General features: G+C 46.8%; 14 protein-coding genes. 7 read left to right on the forward strand and 7 right to left on the reverse strand.

Annotation, left to right across the window (positions count from 1 at the left end; translation table 11 throughout):
- Positions 1–473 (reverse strand): hypothetical protein (locus tag RM811_RS22460; RefSeq protein WP_402528705.1); only part of this gene is annotated, 473 nt, incomplete at its 3' end.
- A 633-nt stretch (positions 474–1,106) separates the two neighbouring features.
- On the opposite strand from RM811_RS22460, the gene RM811_RS22465 reads away from it, so the two are divergent.
- Entirely contained in the window at positions 1,107–2,027 is a 921-nt protein-coding gene (locus tag RM811_RS22465) for a branched-chain amino acid transaminase (RefSeq protein ID WP_402528707.1), read from the forward strand.
- Between the two features lie 228 nt (positions 2,028–2,255).
- On the opposite strand, the gene RM811_RS22470 is transcribed toward RM811_RS22465, so the two are convergent.
- The 3 genes from RM811_RS22470 to RM811_RS22480 form a co-directional block, all read right to left on the reverse strand.
- Complete coding sequence (locus RM811_RS22470; protein WP_402528710.1) at positions 2,256–2,657, reverse strand: NirD/YgiW/YdeI family stress tolerance protein; 402 nt, start codon at positions 2,655–2,657, stop codon at positions 2,256–2,258.
- Between the two features lie 303 nt (positions 2,658–2,960).
- On the reverse strand, positions 2,961–3,248 hold the full coding sequence (locus RM811_RS22475; protein WP_402528712.1) for an addiction module antidote protein: 288 nt from the start codon (positions 3,246–3,248) through the stop codon (positions 2,961–2,963).
- On the reverse strand, positions 3,241–3,513 hold the full coding sequence (locus tag RM811_RS22480; RefSeq protein WP_402528715.1) for a type II toxin-antitoxin system RelE/ParE family toxin: 273 nt from the start codon (positions 3,511–3,513) through the stop codon (positions 3,241–3,243). The genes RM811_RS22475 and RM811_RS22480 overlap by 8 nt, the downstream gene beginning before the upstream one ends.
- Before the next feature lie 451 nt (positions 3,514–3,964).
- Between RM811_RS22480 and RM811_RS22485 the strand changes: the two genes are divergently transcribed.
- The 5 genes from RM811_RS22485 (at position 3,965) to RM811_RS22505 (ending at position 11,353) form a co-directional block, all read left to right on the forward strand.
- Positions 3,965–5,419, forward strand: a complete 1,455-nt coding sequence (locus RM811_RS22485) for an aminoacyl-histidine dipeptidase (protein ID WP_402528718.1) — start codon at positions 3,965–3,967, stop codon at positions 5,417–5,419.
- Between the two features lie 135 nt (positions 5,420–5,554).
- Positions 5,555–6,628, forward strand: coding sequence for a lipopolysaccharide heptosyltransferase II (waaF, locus tag RM811_RS22490; RefSeq protein WP_402528721.1), 1,074 nt, complete (start codon positions 5,555–5,557; stop codon positions 6,626–6,628).
- A complete protein-coding gene (waaC, locus tag RM811_RS22495; RefSeq protein ID WP_402528723.1) occupies positions 6,625–7,647 on the forward strand; it encodes a lipopolysaccharide heptosyltransferase I in 1,023 nt (340 codons plus the stop codon). Before waaF ends, waaC begins: the two co-directional genes overlap by 4 nt.
- A 141-nt stretch (positions 7,648–7,788) precedes the next feature.
- Positions 7,789–8,037, forward strand: a complete 249-nt coding sequence (locus tag RM811_RS22500; RefSeq protein ID WP_402528725.1) for an acyl carrier protein — start codon at positions 7,789–7,791, stop codon at positions 8,035–8,037.
- Between the two features lie 325 nt (positions 8,038–8,362).
- Complete coding sequence (locus RM811_RS22505) at positions 8,363–11,353, forward strand: hypothetical protein (RefSeq protein WP_402528728.1); 2,991 nt, start codon at positions 8,363–8,365, stop codon at positions 11,351–11,353.
- Positions 11,354–11,487: 134 nt separating this feature from the next.
- Here RM811_RS22505 and RM811_RS22510 read toward each other — a convergent pair whose 3' ends face one another.
- From RM811_RS22510 to argH, 3 genes are all read right to left on the reverse strand, one after another.
- Complete coding sequence (locus RM811_RS22510; protein ID WP_402528731.1) at positions 11,488–12,738, reverse strand: pyridoxal-dependent decarboxylase, exosortase A system-associated; 1,251 nt, start codon at positions 12,736–12,738, stop codon at positions 11,488–11,490.
- On the reverse strand, positions 12,735–14,354 hold the full coding sequence (locus RM811_RS22515; protein WP_402528734.1) for an acyl-CoA ligase (AMP-forming), exosortase A system-associated: 1,620 nt from the start codon (positions 14,352–14,354) through the stop codon (positions 12,735–12,737). The genes RM811_RS22510 and RM811_RS22515 overlap by 4 nt, the downstream gene beginning before the upstream one ends.
- 268 nt (positions 14,355–14,622) lie before the next feature.
- A complete protein-coding gene (argH, locus tag RM811_RS22520; RefSeq protein ID WP_402528738.1) occupies positions 14,623–16,032 on the reverse strand; it encodes an argininosuccinate lyase in 1,410 nt (469 codons plus the stop codon).
- Positions 16,033–16,739: 707 nt separating this feature from the next.
- On the opposite strand from argH, the gene RM811_RS22525 reads away from it, so the two are divergent.
- The gene (locus RM811_RS22525) at positions 16,740–18,389 is read left to right on the forward strand and encodes an RING-HC finger protein (protein ID WP_402528736.1); all 1,650 of its coding nucleotides are present in this window, start codon (positions 16,740–16,742) and stop codon (positions 18,387–18,389) included.
- Positions 18,390–19,191 lie beyond the last annotated feature (802 nt).

Consider the following 19,191-nt stretch of genomic DNA (forward strand, 5'->3'; position numbering starts at 1 on the left):
TCGTCGGCAGCGTCAGATGTGTATAAGAGACAGGCCCATAACATATCCTGAACCAATTGTTCTAAAGAGCATGTATTAATAACGCCTATATATTGATCAGCATACAACTTTTGTTGTCCACATATTGGTAAACAACACTGATCATATCCTTCCGTAATATCAACACGAAAAACAATGTCACCACGGAGACACGATCTCACATCAAGAGTGCGTTTATTCACCATGACCGTTGGCTGACCAGGGATATGCCTGCTTTCGTTAACATATTCTTTGCGGACACTAACAAAATTTACGGATGGCGTGACTCTATAATCTCCATTTTTATTTATCTTATTAAGATAAAAATCAAGAATACTCTTTATCCCATCAATAGCTTCGCTCCGCTCTTGCGTGGATTGTAAGTCAACATCAGCGGTTTCATGCAGTTTCTTTGGAATTATCGCAAAAGGCGGTGTTTTCAGTTCACGTTCCACATGTCTTATTTCATCACATGAAGTACCATATGATAGCAGCTGGACCAACAACCCCAGACTTCCACAAAGCCGAAGAGACTTTCCAGACTGCATCTGATTCATAAAATTAAAAACCAGGACGTACATTTCCGATTTCATTGTTTCCAGAGGTTTCCGATACCCCGGGACTGAAAAAAAATTGGGAAAATGAAAAATTTCTCCTTCGCCCAAAACTAAGCTAAAGCAATGCCCAGACCGCTGATTATTTCCTAAGAGATAATAACTTTCTGTAACAGGATACACTGGTTTGACAACTCCAATATTACTCAGCCTATGGGGAAACCGCCGCTATTATTTTTGTTATCAACAGAACCAATCCAGGTAAACTCCGCTGACAGATCAAATTTAAAGTTTGTGATCGTTGACTCGTACACAGCAGTTTAACCGAATAGTTCAATCCGAAATAACGGGTAAATCTGGTAAAAAAATCCTCGGATAAAATAAAATACTCTTAATCTTACTTAAAACCGGTATTAAGCCTTTTCGGACAGCTTTCCTGTCAGGGTTATCCCTTTGGCATTCCTGTCATTTTATCCTCCAATAGCGCTTTCAGGCTCTTGCGCACATAAAACAATTTAACACTGGAGTTTCCCGATGTCTTTCGCCGACCGTGATGGCGTTATCTGGTTTGATGGAGAACTGACTCCCTGGCGTGAAGCCAAAACCCATGTACTCACCCACACTTTGCACTATGGCATGGGGGTTTTTGAAGGAGTCAGAGCCTATAACACGCCAGAAGGGCCTGCTATTTTTCGCCTGAAAGAACACACGGACCGCCTGTTCCGCAGCGCCCATATCCTGAGGATGGAAATTCCCTACAGCAAGGAAGAACTGAACGAAGCGCAGAAGCTCGTCGTTCGTGAGAATGGCCTTGATGAAGCCTACCTGCGACCAATGTGTTTTCTGGGCTCAGAAGGGATGGGACTGAGAGCTGAAGGCCTTAAGGTACATACGATCATTGCCGCCTGGAACTGGCCCTCTTATATGTCTCCGGAAGCACTGGAAAGTGGCATCAAAATCCGCACCTCTTCATATACACGACACCATGTAAACATCACCATGTGCAAGGCCAAAGCCAATGGTAACTACATAAACTCCATGCTGGCTCTGCGGGAGGCTTTGGACAGCGGCTGTGAAGAAGCACTATTGCTCGATAATGAAGGTTATGTCGCCGAAGGCAGTGGTGAGAATATCTTTCTTGTTAAAGGGGGGGGTCTCTACACGCCTGAGCTGACTTCCTGTCTGGAAGGCATTACCCGGGATACCATCATGCAGTTTGCCAAAGAGCTTGGGCTGGAAGTTCGGGAGAAGCGCATCACCCGTGATGAGGTGTATATCGCTGAAGAAGCATTCTTTACGGGAACAGCCGCTGAAGTAATGCCGATCCGTGAACACGATGGACGCAAGATCGGTTCTGGTAAACGAGGCCCGATCACTGAAAAGCTGCAGTCCATGTACTTTGACCAGGTTCGTGGTAAACGTCAGGAATGGCCGGAGTGGTTAAATCTCTGCTGATTAAGCCGTTGTCCGTAATCCGTAATCCGTAATCCGAAAAAGATAAGAGAAGCTGCTTTTAAAAGATACCAGCTTATATTCGCCACGGAGGCACGGAGACACAGAGAAAAGAAAAGCTTTTAAAAGAGCGCTTCTCCGTGCCTTTGTGTCTCCGTGGCAAAGAACGGTATATCCTGGTTTGCCGCTTCCCTAAGACTGGCTTTTTCGGACCACGGAATGCGGACTACGTCAAGGGCTGAGAATCCGCAGCGTTTTCACGTCAATTTCTACGCCGTACTTTCGACCTAAATCAACCTCACCCACCAGCTCTACTTTGGTTTTGGCATTCACCGGCTGAGCCGGAAAATCCTTGTCATCAATATCGGCCTGAATCTCTCCGGTACCATCACTGAACAGGTAGGTTTCATGCTTGATTTTCTTGACCAGATTACCTCTAAGAACCACCCTCATATCATCCACAGGTTTCTTTAAAATAGCAGACACTGTAGAACTACCCACCACATTAGCACCGGGACCAATATAGTCGGCATGAGCAAGTGGACACAGAACAATAAGCGGCAATGACACCATAATAAGAACAGAAGCTGCTTTATTACATACAACACTATAAACGCCAACGTAACTATTCATGAATTCTCACACCTTGCTAACAAGCCAGACCCAAATATCCATAAAGATAGACGACCACTGATTATTTGCCGGATATTTAAACTCATGACTGCTAACAAAGAAGTAGCTCAATTCGCTTGCGTCCCCCTCCCTTCAACGGGCAATAGTACGTAATCCCCCATCAGCATGGGCTATTCCTCGCTCCCCCGCTTTCAGGCCCTGTGGGTCCTGCGTGGTAGCACCATGCCCCATCAGCAAGCACGGTTGCCAGTTAGCTAGCATGCCCATGCAGAGTGGGGGAATGAGGTCACGGACAACGGTCTTCTAAAGCTGATTACCTATCCTGATGGTAACACCAAGAGCGGCACAAACAGCCAACAGGGTTTTCAGGTTCGGGTTACCGTTTTCACTCAATGAACGGTAGAGGCTCTCCCGGGACAGCCCAGTGTCTTTTGCCAGGCGAGTCATTCCCCTCGCCCTGGCTACCACACCCAGAGAATCGGCTATAAATCCGGCATGGCCTGTTGCAACCGCTTCATCAATGTAGTGCTGTATAGCCTCATCACTATCGAGATAATCAGCAGGATCGAAATCAGTTATTGATTCATTCATTGGCTTTCCTCCATTCTTTATACAAGGCTCTGGCCAGCTCTATCTGTTTCTGTTGATCTTTTTTCTGGCTTCCGCAAAAGACAATAATCAACTCCTCACCTCGTCTTTTGAAGTAAACCCGGTAGCCTTTGCCAACATCAACCCTTAACTCACTGAGCCCTTCACCAACTGGTTTTACATCGCTCCCAAACAGACCAAACTCAAAGCGCCTAACCGGGATAAGATCGCTGCTTTGGCCTTCTGATCCCTGACAGTCTTCAGCCAACGGACAAAGGTATCGTGCTGTTTTATTTTACTCACTTGCGCAGTGTAGCTTAAAAGCTACGACGTCACAAAAGAGCCGTAGTCCGTCGTCCGCTTTCCAAAAAAAATAGAAGAGCCTTGCTGGTGGGACTTCGGATTTGTCCCGGAATAACTTGTACATTTTTCCTTGCCCCCCACGCTCTGCGTGGTAGCGCCATACCCCATCAGCAAGCACGGTGCCGGCATTCCCACGCAAAGCCTGGGAACGAGGTTTTCGGAGGGTTTTGCGACAGCCTCAGAGCCTGGAAATTAGGCCCATCTGGTTTTAGCTGACTTTTAATTGACCATGGACAAACAGACACATCGTTAAATAAACAACGCCATTGATGTTTTGTACCAATGTCCCCACTATGAGTACCCTGCGAATAATTAGTCAGATACAACAGTCAACAGAGCTAGCACTGGAGTCTTAAATGAGCGCTATCCACGAACTGCAGCCTCACGCACTGTGGCAGCACTTTTCCGCCATCTGTGATATTCCCCATCCTTCTTTTCATGAGGAGCAAATTCGTGAGCACCTGATTGGTTTTGCCAAAGAATACAATCTGGAGTGCCAGTCCGATGCGGCAGGCAATGTCATCATTCGCAAGAATGCGACGCCCGGCATGGAAAATCGCGTTGGCGTTATCTTTCAGGGACACATGGATATGGTGCCTCAGAAAAATAACGACACCGTTCATGATTTCCCGACAGATCCCATTAAAGCCTATATTGATGGCGACTGGGTCACTGCTGAAGGCACGACCCTGGGTGCAGACAACGGTATTGGCATGGCCGCAGCCCTCGCAGTGCTGGCTTCCAAAGACGTGCAGCACGGCCCCATCGAAGCGCTTTTTACCGCCACGGAAGAGACCGGCATGATTGGAGCTCAAGGGCTTGAGTCCGGTATTTTAAAGGGAAAAATCCTTCTGAACCTGGATACTGAAGACGAAGGTGAACTCTACATTGGCTGCGCCGGTGGTACCCGTATCGAAGTAAACGGCGAGTACGCTACAGAAGCTGCCCAGAGTGGACTGGCCTTCAAAACCCTGTCCATTTCCGGGCTCAAGGGCGGTCACTCCGGATGTGATATCCACCTGGGCAGAGGCAATGCCATCAAGCTAGTGATGCGCACCCTGCATCGACTGGAAGCAGAAGGTGTTCGTATCGCCAGTCTGACCGGTGGCTCCCTGGCTAATGCCATCCCCCGTGAAGCGTCTGCAGTGATTGCCATTCCTGAGTCATCACTGGCAGCCTGTGCCAACATTTTTGACCAGTCCTGCAATGAACTGGCTACCGAGCTGGCGGTTGCAGAACCCAACCTGAAACTGACTCTGAGTGATGCAGAGCCTTCAGCGGAACTGATGTCACTCACAGACCAGCGCAAGTGGGTAGCCGCGGTAAACGCCTGCCCTAACGGTGCTCAAAGAATGAGCGATTCCATTGAGGGCGTTGTAGAGACCTCTTTGAATCTGGGTGTTCTGACCATCAGCGAAGGCAAGATCAAAGCCCATATCCTGCCAAGAAGTCTGGTAGGCAGCTGTAATGATGCATTGTGTGATGCAGTGGCGGGTCTGTTTAAAATGCTGGATGCAGAAGTCATCTTCTCTGACAGTTATCCAGGCTGGAAACCAGACCCTGACTCTCAGATTCTGGTGATTATGAAACAGGTTTATGCGGATCTGTATGATCAGGAAGCCGGTGTTCAGGTGGTTCACGCAGGGCTTGAGTGCGGCCTGCTGGGCAGCAAGTATCCTGAGTGGGACATGATCTCCTTTGGCCCAACGATCTGTTTCCCTCACTCGCCTGATGAGAAAGTGCATATTCAGAGTGTTGCCAAATTCTGGGATCTTCTGGTGGCTACCCTGAAGGCCATTCCAAAGGCCTGATAAAAGAAGCTGGAAGCTGGAAGCAAAGAACAATCAACTTCCAGCTTTTTTACACTGGCAAGTGCCTCTTAGTTTTTACATATCCCTCACACCGCTTATAATTCCCCCCATTCAATATAAGGAATTCCTGACGGGATGAAATACCTGATCGTCGGTCCCTCGTGGGTGGGGGACATGGTGATGGCCCAAACACTGTTCATTGCCATAAAACAACAACATCCTGATGCCATCATTGATGTACTTGCCCCGGCGTGGAGCCTGCCCATCATTGAACGTATGCCCGAAGTTCGCAGAGGCATTGATATACCCCTTGGCCATGGAAAACTTGGGCTAAGCGCCCGCTATCAGCTTGGCAAAAGCCTGAGGCAGGAAAAGTATACCCATGCCATTACTTTGCCCAACTCATTCAAGTCGGCCCTGGTGCCGTTCTGGGCAAACATCAAACATCGAATTGGCTGGCGGGGGGAAATGCGCTACGGCCTGCTTAATGACATTCGCAAGCTGGACAAAAGCCAGTACCCCCTGATGGTGGAACGATTCATTGCCCTCGCCTACCCGGAAGGCGCAGAGTTGCCAAAGCCTTTGCCAATTCCTGCTTTGCAGGTCAATCACAACACCGTCCATAAAGTGCTCCGACAGTACAGCCTGCACACGGACATGCCCATTCTGGCACTGTGCCCGGGTGCTGAATTCGGCCCTTCCAAGCAATGGCCTGCAGGTTACTATGCCGAAGTGGCCAGATCCCTTGCTGAACAGGGCTGGCAGGTGTGGTTGTTTGGTTCGGCCAAAGATAAAGCGGTCACCTCTGAAATCAAAGGCTGTTTACCGGATTCACTTCAGCATCACTGTCACAACATGGCCGGTGAAACCTCCCTCGCGGACGCTATAGACCTGCTGTCATATGCCAGCGCGGTGGTCAGCAATGATTCGGGCCTGATGCATATAGCGGCTGCCTTGAGCCGCCCACTGGTGGCTGTCTACGGGTCAACAAGTCCTGACCACACGCCGCCCATGAATAAAAACAGTGCAACGCTTTTCCTGAACCTGGAGTGCAGCCCCTGCTATCAAAGGGAGTGTCCCCTGGGCCATATGAACTGTCTGAAACAGCTGTCTCCGGACATGGTTCTGGCTGCCATTTTTCATCTGACAAGGCACTCTGAAGAGCATCTTAAAATACAGTGGGCAAAAGAAGGGGGAGACTTGCATTGACTCAGTCAAAGCACGTTCTGGTGGTGAAAACATCGTCCATGGGGGATGTTATCCACACCCTTCCTGCCCTTACTGATGCCGCTGCCGCTATTCCGGGCATTCGCTTTGACTGGGTTGTGGAAGAAAGCTTTGCAGAAATTCCTGCCTGGCATCCTGCCGTTGACCAGGTCATCCCTGTGGCTATTCGCCGCTGGCGGAAGTCACTGATCCAAACCTGGAAGTCCGGAGAGTGGCAGCAATTCAAGAAGCGCGTTGGTGCCAGCAATTACGATGGGGTGATTGATGCCCAGGGACTGTTAAAAAGCGCACTGCTGGCCAGAAAGGCCCGTGGACCACGGTTTGGTCTGGATAAGCATTCCGCCCGGGAACCCATTGCCAGCCGCTTTTACCCGTTCCCACAGAGCGTTGACTGGAACCAGCATGCCGTTGAGCGAGTCCGCCAGCTCTTTGCCATGTCCCTTGTATACGCGCTGCCGAAAGCACCCGGGCAATTCCTGCTTAATAAGAACAACTTCCCAAAAGGGCTGGTCCGGGAAACGCCTTATGTTGTTTTTATTCACGGCACTACATGGCCAACCAAGCACTGGCCCGAGGACTACTGGTGTGAACTGGCTCAAAACGTAAATCAGGCCGGTTTAAACATTGTGCTGCCATGGGGTAATGAAAAGGAAAAAGCCAGGGCTGAACGTATTGCCAGCGCCAGCAATCAGGCTATCGTTCTGCCCAGGCTGTCACTGGCGGCAGTTGCCGGCGTGATCTGTGAGGCTCAGGCTGCGGTTGCTGTTGACACCGGCCTTGGGCATTTAACGGCAGCACTGGAAGTTCCCGCCGTATCACTCTATGGCCCTACCAGCCCCCTGAAGGTAGGCGCCTATGGCATGGGTCAGAAGCACTTAACCCTGGAGCAATGTCCAAAAGGCAACTACCCGGTAACGGACCCGAAGATTTTTGCGCCTATGACACCAGCACTGGTATGGCAGGCTCTCGAGCGTCAGCTCAAACAGCAACCAGTGTCATAATAGAAGTTTCCGTTTCCTGGCTGCTGACGACCACGCTACCGACACTGACAACTGACTACTGACTACTGACTACTGACTAACCACAGTTGCGCCATAGTATGAAAATGACTAGAGTTACTGCTTTTTCTTCCAGGACAATACATGACCAGATTGGAACAACTGAATACTATTTTGACCGATCTTCTCAAGCTGGATACCAGTGAGTTCAATGAAAGCACTGAGCTGCTGGGTGCTCTGCCGGAGTTCGACTCTATGGCAGTGGTGGGACTGATTACCGCGCTGGAAGAAACGTTTGGTATTGCGGTAAATGATGATGACCTGGATGCTGAACTATTTGCCACCGTTGGCACCGTGATGACTTATATTAACAATGCTGAGGCATTTGCCTGAACATTCTGCATGTAGTCATTACAGATTAACTACAAATGGGGGGAGAATACCCCCTTAATCAAATACAGAGTCATGAGCTATAAATTCTCACTTATGGCATCAGGATATGGCGTTTATAAGCAGTTGATCATTTGCAATTATATATTTGGAACGTTCGATTAAAAACAAGCTTCATTCCTCGCGTATTGGACAGGCTCATCAATACTGGTCGAGCCGTTTTTTTTAATAAAACCAATTCACCTATAAAAGCTAATTTCTTGGAACTTTCCACTGATCCATTAGTCATATTTTTAAACTATTTAAATAGAAATGGTTAATTACTTATATGATTAGTTCATCCGTCCCCTTCACCAAACATATAAACCATCGTTATAATCCAGTATCAAGCGAAGTAGAAAAAACAATAACTTTTCCAGCTTCGAATACTCCTTATAGTACTGGACTAAAAGAAGACTTGACCGTCAAGAAACTTCAACAGCTTGCTAAATTGCCTAATGATGATACAAAACTAGCCTTAAAAAAACACTTAACATTAGTCTTAATTCTTTACTTGACTAAAAGCGACTACGTTCTCCATGGATCAACGTCTGTATCATTTAGCATACCTGACAAGGTCAACAGCCCCAGAGCTTTCTGCTCAAGCTGCAAAGAAGACAACAAAGAAATTATTGCAGCTTTCGAAAATATTATTAAATCAGCCAAGTTAGATTTTCCATCTGATACGACACAAAGTCATGATTTCGACTTAGCCATTGATCATACCAATCCCAATATAAAAGAAATACAACACTGTCTCAAAGCGTCTTTGGGAGAAGAACTTAAAGACCAATTTATTGTATTTAAAGAAACAGAACCTAAAAATATTAATGAAGTATGTAAAGGGGAAAATGCATCAGTCCATGATGATATACTAACTATAGGGGTATTGACATCAATCATTATAGAATGTAACGAACAAGAGATCCTGAGAATTGATATCACTTATAAGCCAGAAAAACAGATCAATGACTCTTATTATTTCAGGCAACCTTATAAACAGCCTGTCACATTGAAAACTGTATGCTTTAATGATGGGACTACCAGAACACTCAGCATATGTCCTCTTGAAGACTCTATAAAAAGCTATCTCAATGCTTGTACTGTGAACAGTAGCCAAAATAAAGCAGAGAAAAATAAATACTTGAAAAAAATTATAACTATTTACGATCTCTCTAGCATTGGCCTACTACCCTCTGTCAGCCCCCACCTTCTCCAAACCTGCTATGACCGGCTTAAGGAATATTATTCCACCACCAAGAAATATGAGAAATCAACACTCCCTGATAAACAGAGCCGCCCAATTACAATCCCAAAAGCCGCTATCGCTCCTGTTCCATTTTCTGCATCAAAAACTTCTCCTCCATCGAGTGAACTGCAATCAGACAGGTCTCAAAAGACCATATATATGGAGAAGGAAGCGGAGCAAGCAGATAGAACAAAACAGCTGGAAATGATGAAGAAGGAGCAGACAGAGAAAGAGACACAACTGGAGATAATGAAGAAGGCACAGACAGAGAAAGAGACACAACTGGAGATAATGAAGAAGGCACAGACAGAGAAAGAGACACAACTGGAGATAATGAAGAAGGCACAGACAGAGAAAGAGACACAGCTTCAGGTGAATAAGAAGAAGCTGGTAAAACAGCTTGAGGTGCATAAGAAGAAGCTGGCAGATAAAGAGAAACAGCTTGAGCTGAAGGCGATGGCGATGGCGATGGCGATGGCGATGACAGATAAAGAGAAACAGCTTGAGCTGATGGAGATAGCGATGACAGATAAAGAGAAACAGTTTGAGCTGAAAGAGATGGCGCTGGCAGATAAAGAGAAACAGTTTGAGCTGAAAGAGATGGCGCTGGCAGATAAAGAGAAACAGCTTGAGCTGAAGGAGATGACAGATAGAGAGGAAATGATGGAAACAGCGAAACAACAAGAGGAAAAAGAGCAGAAGCGGGTAACACCACACAATCAATATGATAAAAAAAAAGAATTGACAGACATTGTCGAAACATTAAAACGCATGAATAAATCGGCATCGTCATTAACAGAATGGTATGACACAAAAAAAGCGAAAAGATTAGTATCAACCTACGAGGAGGAAGCAAATAAACTAATAGATTTTTATGAAAATAAAACAACAAAAGAAACCGATTCTGATAAGCATTTATCTGAACTAATACAAAACAGTGATAGTATCATCGAGACCATATTCAAATCTCTACAGACAAGCTCATCACCAATTAACCTGATATTTATTTCTGGCCGTATATTACCAATAAATTATAGAGCCAGAATAGTATACTCATCAAAAAACAGATTAGAGAATAAAACCCAGCAAAGCTTTTTTTATCTGACTTCGATAAACAGTTTAATCAACAAACTGTTACATTACGAAAATTATTTAACAAGAAAAAATGCAATACTCTTGAAGCCTAATCTTCAAGAATTTTTTTCCAGCGTAGAGAAAATACTCCAGGATGAATTCAGCAGATTAAAGCAGCGGCATAGATTTTCTGCAGCCAAGATGTTCAACTATTTCAAATCATTCTATTATGGAAACTGGGCAGGAATATTCGGATCTTCCAGAAGTGTCAGACATAATCCTCTCACTAACGATACGAGTATCGACCATCGAAACCATGAATACCATATATTACTACCAAAAATAATTATGATACTTCATAAAACCGGTGATTTTTTTCCAGAAATGCTTCTAACTCACCTGATGATCTGCAAACAATATGATTATTATCTAGCAACAAACCTTAACCAAAATTCATTTATCGATTATGAAATATTGATTAAAGCTTTAAAAAGACTGAATGCATCCCCAACCGTTTTATCACAGCTAGTCGAGCTATACACATGGCTTTGTAATATTAAGGAATTCATGCTTTCAGCAATCATACTGACATCCTATCTAAAACTGTTCGCTATTCCTGATAATCAGGGCTATCTAAACCAAGAGCTTGAGCAGAAATTCTGCTCAAGCTCTAATCAGGAGATTATTAAGCAGGTATACCAGGGCATCACTTTTAAACCGGTTGCCGGTTCTGTTGATAAAATAACCAGAAAAACCGCATTGACCAACGCAGAAATACAGAATAATCTTATGAAAGAAATGAACAAATGTTATCACTTTTTCAAGGAATCAAATAAAGCCTCCCTGCCTTGGCTTGCAATCAATGATTCTGATATTCAGAGTCGTCTGACATTCTGGAAGGCGGTTAAGACTGTACCACAGCAAGAGAGTTCACAATGGCGGTGCAAAGTCATGTGACAGAAATTATTAAACCATTCCCGGTTATTTTTATTCAGGTTAGAATCCTTTCTGACCGGAATGGTTCACTCTAAGAACAATCCCGCAGGGGCATTTTGGAAACACTGCTATATAGACGACAAAATAATAAAAAATCAGATTAACATCTCAACCACTTCAGGATGGCCAAGAAATTTCTGTGGACTGGCTGTGGCACCATAGGCTCCGGACTGCAGCACAACTATAAAGTCTCCAACCTCTGCCTTTGGCAACGCCAGTTTTGCCCCCACAATATCCAGAGGAGTACAAAGCGGACCAACAATTTCCACCACTTCCCTTTCCTCACTTTCCAGACAGTGAGCCAGGACAACAGGGTGGTTTTTACGAATTACCTGACCGAAGTTTCCGGAATTTGACAGGTGGTGATGGAGCCCACCGTCAGTCATCAGAAATGTTTGCCCTCGGGATTCCTTTTTATCCGTCACCTGACAGATATAGTAACCGGCCTCACCCACCAGCCAGCGGCCAAGTTCCATCACAAACTCCGATGACTTGAGTGACTCGGGCCGATGGTCCAGAAGGTATTGCAGATTTTCAGCGATACCACTCAACTCCAGCGTCTGTTCGCCGGGAAAATAGGGAATACCCAGGCCACCACCGATATTGACGTGTTTTACCGGAGCAGGTACCTGCTCCGCCAACCGTGCAGCCAATTCGAAGGTTTGCTGATGACACTCAATGAGGGATTCCGCCTTGAGATTCTGTGATCCGGAAAAAATATGGAATCCCTGAAAGTCCAGCCTTTCCAGATCAAGCCCGGCCAGAATAGACGGCATTTGTTCTGCATCAATGCCAAACTGTTTTGGACCACCCGCCATCTTCATACCTGAAGATTTCAGCTCAAAGTCTGGATTAACTCTAAACGCTACACGAGGGCGAATTCCCAGTTCATCATGGCACTGGTACAGCCGCTGAAGCTCAAGAGGAGACTCGATATTGACTGTAATACCAGCGGCAACGGCAGCTCTGAGCTCGTGAATACCCTTTGCCGGCCCGGCGAAACTGATATTGGCAACATCCATACCACTGCCCAGGGCAACGAGCATTTCCCTGTGGGAAGCGACATCCAGTCCATCAACATACTGTGCCATATGCCCAACCACCGCAGCCATAGGGTTGGCTTTGATCGCGTAATGGAGCTTCAGCTCCCCGGGCATCTGCTGACGGAATTGAGAGACTCTTTCTGAAAGGGCCCGTCGATCATAAATATAACAGGGCGAAGAACCGGCAATATTGACCAACCCTGCAGCGGTATGCCCGGCAATCAGTAATTGATTATCCCTTGACTGGAGGGCTTCCAGCCGATGATGTCCTTTACTCATACTCTCTTTCGCAAGACCTTTCACAAGACAGGTGCCTCCTGAAGCTGCTCCTGAAGCTGCTCCTGAAAAAGGCTCCGGTACTCATCCATTAATGGCTTTCGATCTATTTTACCGTTGGGGTTTCTGGACAGGGCCTGTTGCTGAATAACTTTCATGGGCACCATATAAGCTGGCAGGTACTGCTGGGAGTGACGAACCAGTGATGCCCCATCAATGGCACTGTTATCACTGCTGACCACCACCAGCACGATGGCCTGCCCCAAACGGGCATGAGGAACACCAATGGCCGCAACTTCAGCAACCATGCCTGACGAGTAAACAACCTCTTCCACTTCCGTAGGGCTGACGCGGTAACCAGATGTTTTGATCATGTCATCCCGGCGACCAATAAAATAAAGATATCCTTCGTCGTCTTTTCTTACGATATCACCAGACCATACCGCCAGTTCCTTATTGGGGATTTCAGGGATGGAGCAGGGTGCAGGCCTGAAGCGTTCAGCCGTTCGCTCAGGGTCATTCCAGTATCCCATGCTGACCAGTGCACCGCGATGAACCAGTTCTCCGGGTTCGTGAGGGCCACAGGCTTCACCCAGCTCATTAATAACCATGACATCCGCATTGGGAATCGCTTTTCCGATGGAATCAGGCCTTAAATCCACCGCTTCCGGTGGTAAAAAGCAGGAGCGGAATGCCTCGGTCAATCCATACATCAGGTAGGGTTTTGCATATCGAAAACGATGTCGCAGTACCGCCAGTATTGCTGTGGGCATGGCACCGCCGGTATTGGTGAAGTAGCGCAGACTGTCACCAGCCCCCTCAGGCCAATTCAATTCAGCAATCTGCACCCAGAGTGACGGAACCAGACCAAGGCCGGTTATCTGCTGCTGTTCTACCGCTTTAATAACATCCCTTGGCAGCAGGTATTCCAGGAGATAGCAGCTTGCCCCCACCAGAAATGCTGTCGTCAACTGACTGAAGCCATAATCAAAGCTGAATGGCAGAATACCCAACAGTCGATCTTCTGGTGTATTGCCCAGATACTCGGCAACACTGCTGGCGCCGGTCACCATATTTCGATGAGAGAGGACAACACCTTTGGGTTTTCCTGTACTGCCAGAGGTGTAAAGAATAGCCGCCATATCGGCATCAATGGATGGCACTGGCTGCCACCAGGCGCAGGGCTGAATGAACTGCGACCAACTCAGGGTTTCCGGCAACTCGCCATCCACAAGACCATCCACAAGACCATCCACAAGAACTATATGAAGAAGATCATGGTACTGATGAATTTCAGCTTCGAGCTGTTGATAACGTGCTTTGTTAGTAATCAGTACACGAACATTGCAGTCTTTGAGAATGTGAAAGACCTGCGGTGCCTTCAGTATCGGGTTCACGGGAACCATGACACCACCGGCTGCTGTTGTCCCAAAGAAGCCAAACACGGCTTCGGGAATTTTGGGCAGATAGATCGCAACCCGCTCATGCTGAATCAAACCCAGCTTCTGCAACCCGGCAGCAACGGATCGAATCTGACGGGAAACCGTCTGGTAATCAAACCACTGATCTTTGCAACCGAGGGCTCTTGATAAAGGAGAGCGCTCAGCCTGCCGCAGCACAATCTGATGTAACAACAAGCTCATGGAATTAATAACATCTCAAAAAATATTCTTACCACAGAGAACGCCTCGTTCCCATGCTTTTAGGCCCTGTGGGTCCCGCGTGGGAATGCATACCGTACTCGCCACAAATAAAAAAGCCTGAGTGAAGGCACACCGGGGCAGAGTGCTTCCGCGTTCTCTCGCTTTGCATAACTCTTCAGACTGCGGCTATCAGAAACCCCTGCGGCATACGGTAAGTTCCGTATGCATTCCCACGCAGAGCATGGGAACGAGTATATCCTGCAAATACTTACAACGTTTTACGGGCATTCAAAACGGCCTGCCTGACTTGCTCCGGCGCTGTACCACCCAGATGGTTACGGGCACTCACAGAACCTTCCAGCGTCAGAACATCAAACACATCCTGCCCGATAGTATCGGAGAAGTCCTGAAGCTCGGCCAGTGTCATCTCAGACAGGTCTCGCCCTTCCTTAATACCAAAGGCCACGGCCTTGCCCACCACTTCATGGGCATTGCGAAATGGCATACCCCGGCGAACCAGGTAATCTGCCAGATCCGTAGCCGTACTGAAACCTCTGCGAGCCGCCTCCAGCATATTCTCTTTACGAGCCTGAACGTGGGGCACCATATCCGCAAAAGCCCGCAGACAATCCCTGAGGGTATCCACCGTATCAAACAGTGGTTCCTTATCTTCCTGGTTATCTTTGTTATAGGCCAGTGGCTGGGATTTCATCAGCGTCAATAAGGCCACCAGATTACCATTCACACGACCGGTTTTACCCCGCACCAGTTCAGGCACATCCGGGTTTTTCTTCTGGGGCATGATAGAGGAGCCGGTACAGAAGCGGTCAGGAAGATCAATAAAATTGAACTGGGCCGAAGTCCAGAGCACCAGCTCTTCCGACATCCGTGACAGGTGCGTCATAATCAGGGCACCGGCAGCACAGAATTCAATGGCAAAATCCCGGTCACTGACAGAATCCAGGGAGTTACGGGAAGGACGATCAAAACCCAGTTCAGATGCAGTAAATTCACGGTCTATCGGATAGGTGGTTCCCGCCAGTGCTGCCGAACCCAGTGGGCTGACATTAACACGCTTGCGACAATCCTGAAGACGTTCATGATCCCGAACCAGCATTTCGTACCAGGCCATCAGGTGATGACCAAAGGTCACCGGCTGGGCAGTCTGGAGATGGGTAAAGCCGGGCATAATGGTATCCGCTTCACGCTCGGCAACATCCAGCAGCCCTTTTTGCAGGCGCTTTAATTCTTCAGAAATATGATCAATTTCTTCCCGCAGCCATAAACGAATATCCGTAGCCACCTGATCATTGCGGGAACGCCCGGTATGGAGTTTTTTACCCGCATCACCAATGCGATCGGTAAGCCGGGCCTCAATATTCATGTGGATATCTTCCAGTTCAATCGACCAGTTGATACGCCCCTGTTCAATATCCTCAAGGATATCTTCCAGACCACAGAGAATGGCATTCAGTTCGTCTTCAGTAAGAATGCCCGATTGCTGCAACATTTTTGCATGGGCCATGGAGCCCTGAATATCGTGGCGATACAGACGCTGGTCGAAATCAATAGAGGCGGTAAAACGAGCGACAAAGGCATCCACACCTTCACTGAAACGGCCACCCCACTGCTTATTAGAGCTGTGATTACTGCTCGTATCACCATTGCCTGCCGACATCATTTTCTCCTGAGTCTGATTCTCATTTTTTAAAAACGAACGTACAATCAATGCCAATCCGTCATTCGGGCATTGAAAGCGGAGGCATTATATCGGTGTAGCGAGCAGATTGCATCGCTCATGGAGGCCTCTCAGGCAAGAGAATAGCCGTGCTTCGATAACACTGATGGCTAATTTCTGAGAGCAGAAAATCCCTGAACACTATCCCTGAAGACTATGAGTTCCCACAAACCAGTGTGGAAACAAGAGCCACAAAGATTATGATCCAGACACACTCCCGTAAAGACGATTTTTGCTTCCCAACCCCGGATCCGGTCAGTCCGTCTTTATGCTGGAGTTCATCCAGGAACTATCCGGCTGATTATTCATGTTCGAACTTTCCCGGGAAATGATTGTCTCAGTCCCAGTGTAACTGTTAATTACCTGATCCAATAAATCTGTATACTTTTCTGCCAACAGCCACACAGGGATTGGAAGCAGTCTGAAAGAACATAGTCAGGTGCTTATCTGTGCTGAGTTAGCCTGTAAGCTATGTTTTAAAAAACTCTAGCAGAGAGGAAACGGTTAATTTAATACTCTCTCCCAGGTTGTACTTTGGCATAACTCATTACGGTAGAAAGGATTTAAGGCAGTTTCGATGCCTGACTGATTACTAATTGGAGTAATTGTTTTTATAACCTATTTTTATAACCTATTAATGGTGACATATGTCCAACACGTCTATTTCAGGACATGTTAATGCCTACAGTCCTACAGCTCAGAATCGTCCGAAGGCATCAAGGCAAGCCACTGTCGAGCCATATTTAAACCACCTTGGGTATGATGAGCCTTTTATTTCACATTTGTTAATAACTGACTGGCATATAACGCTTGCAAAAGGGAATTGTGTACTGCTCAGGTGCTTAAGTTGTTCGAGCGAGAAGTCGGTTGAAAGCTTATACCGGGCCTATAGGGCAGGAAAACAGCTTGATCATAAGGAAGGTTGCAGCCACCTTAAAAGTTCGAATTTTACGACACTCCCTTCTTATGAAAATTATAACGATAGACTTAAATCATTTTCTGGTAATGAGCGGTACTTCCATCATATTTCAAAAGAATCACTGGCTCAGGCAGGTTTCTATTATGCTGAACAACAAAGTACAAGAAAGGATGTGGTCAAGTGCTTTTGTTGCCATATTAATATACATCAATTTGAGGATGGTGATACAGCATGGGGCGAGCATCGCACACATGTCGAGTCTAGCGAATACTTTCAGGATTGTAAGTTCATTGACGGTTCAGATAAAACAAAGTGGCATTTTAATTGCGAAAGTGCAGTAGAACAGACCATAGAGATTCGACAGATCTTGCAGCTTCAAGGGTATGATGAGAGAGATATTGATTCTGCAGTTGGAACACTTTATCCCAATGGTACAGAGTATTGGGTTCCAAGAGATCTTATTATTGCAATCAAAAAAAAGAGAGCTATAAAAGAGGCAGCACTGCGTCTCAAGCCGGATTTAAGATTCAACTTCGATGAACAACCGGAAATCGGTCAAAATCACCCTAAGCAATCTCAACCATATAGCAATCCCGCCACAAGAGAGAATGGATGTACCGGGGAAGCTTCTGAGCATGCCCCCCTACCACCCTTTACGAGGCCCCACGGGTATGATGTGCCTTATATGCAGCCCCAGAAGAAGAACCAAAATCAGACAGTAAAGCCACTTGGTAAGCTGGAGCTAAAGAATATTTATGATGTATCGGCCAAGGATCCTTTTATCCAAAAACCGGTTACAACGTTACCCCAGCCTCAAACTCCCGAACCAGTTATTCCTGCTCATGCACTTAATACTGCTAAACAGATGGGTTTTCAGTCTGAGATGATTTTGCGCGCCGGTGCTAAGCTTCATGCTAACAAGATAGAAATTACATGTAATGCGCTGATTACTGAATTGCAACAACCAACTACAGAACCACAACTGGACATAAATGAGGTTATTGAGTCTTTTAATAATCTCAGTACTGTCGAAGGGAGGCCTGAAAACGTTTTGTCGGCAGTGAACGGTGGAACAATTTCCGGGACGGTTTCGTCTGGAAACCCAGGGGGTCGTACAGTTTATTCCAAAACCAGTGATGAAAAACTTGTGAGTAAAAAGAGTACACCGAAAGCGGAGGTGACTGCCCCTGCCGGAGAGCCTCAAGAGATCACTAAAGAAAACGAGTGTTGTATATGTATGGAGAAAGAAAAGTGTATGGTATTTACTCCCTGTAATCACCTTAGTACCTGTGACCCTTGTAGTAAAGAATTAACAGGGAAGCCTTGTCCTATATGCAGAGTCCCCATTAAGCATTGCATTAAAATATTTCGAAGCTAACCTGATGCAGAATCAAAAAATAGATATTCTCTGTACTATCGTATTCATCTTCAGTCAGAATGCCTGACTGCTGCAGCATTTTTGCATGCGCGATGGATCCCTGCATATCGTAGCGATAAAGACGCTGGTCAAATAAATGAAAGCGGTAAAACGAGCGACAAAAGCATCCATACCTCACTGAAACGCCCACCCCACTGCTTATTAGAGCTGTGATGACTGCTCGTATCACCCTTGCCTGCCGACATCGTTCTCTCCTGCGTCTGGTTCTCATTTTTTAAAGACGAACGTACAATCAACACCAATCCGTCATTCGCGCATTGAATGCGGAGGCATATAATCGGTGTAGCAAACGGTTTGCATCGCTCGTGGCTGCCTCCCAGGCAAGAGAATAGCCGTGCTTCCGATAACACTGATGGATCGTTTCGGAATACTGCGAGGGATAGATAAAGGGGATGCATTCCCACGGGAACCGTGGGAATGAGCTCGGAGGGTTTTGCGACACCCTCGAAGGAGGCTGTCGCAAAACCCACCAGGAACCTCGTTCCCACGCTCTGCGTGGGAATGCATAGCCAACCACAGGAATCATGCCTGTGGTTGGGTTCTGGCGCTACCACGCAGGACCCACAGGGCCTAAAAGCGTGGGAGCGAGGAGGGTTTTGCAACACCCTCCTTCGCGGGGATGACGGAGGTATGGGTATCAGCGCTTAGCTGCACTTGACGGATCTGTGGTGAGAAGGCGGTAGCCTGCCTTACCCTGCAGCAATGATCTTTCCAGACTCCGCTATAGAAAAAAACAGTCTAG

Source organism: Endozoicomonas sp., from assembly GCF_031844845.1.
Classification (GTDB): domain Bacteria; phylum Pseudomonadota; class Gammaproteobacteria; order Pseudomonadales; family Endozoicomonadaceae; genus Endozoicomonas.

Coding starts and splice junctions, on each gene's coding strand:
- RM811_RS22505 (WP_402528728.1), top strand. CDS start 8,363: ATGATTAGTTCATCCGTCCCCTTCACCAAACATATAAACCATCGTTAT.
- RM811_RS22500 (WP_402528725.1), top strand. CDS start 7,789: ATGACCAGATTGGAACAACTGAATACTATTTTGACCGATCTTCTCAAG.
- RM811_RS22485 (WP_402528718.1), top strand. CDS start 3,965: ATGAGCGCTATCCACGAACTGCAGCCTCACGCACTGTGGCAGCACTTT.
- argH (WP_402528738.1), bottom strand. CDS start 16,032: ATGTCGGCAGGCAATGGTGATACGAGCAGTAATCACAGCTCTAATAAG.
- RM811_RS22475 (WP_402528712.1), bottom strand. CDS start 3,248: ATGAATGAATCAATAACTGATTTCGATCCTGCTGATTATCTCGATAGT.
- waaF (WP_402528721.1), top strand. CDS start 5,555: ATGAAATACCTGATCGTCGGTCCCTCGTGGGTGGGGGACATGGTGATG.
- RM811_RS22525 (WP_402528736.1), top strand. CDS start 16,740: ATGTCCAACACGTCTATTTCAGGACATGTTAATGCCTACAGTCCTACA.
- RM811_RS22465 (WP_402528707.1), top strand. CDS start 1,107: ATGTCTTTCGCCGACCGTGATGGCGTTATCTGGTTTGATGGAGAACTG.
- RM811_RS22470 (WP_402528710.1), bottom strand. CDS start 2,657: ATGAATAGTTACGTTGGCGTTTATAGTGTTGTATGTAATAAAGCAGCT.
- RM811_RS22515 (WP_402528734.1), bottom strand. CDS start 14,354: ATGAGCTTGTTGTTACATCAGATTGTGCTGCGGCAGGCTGAGCGCTCT.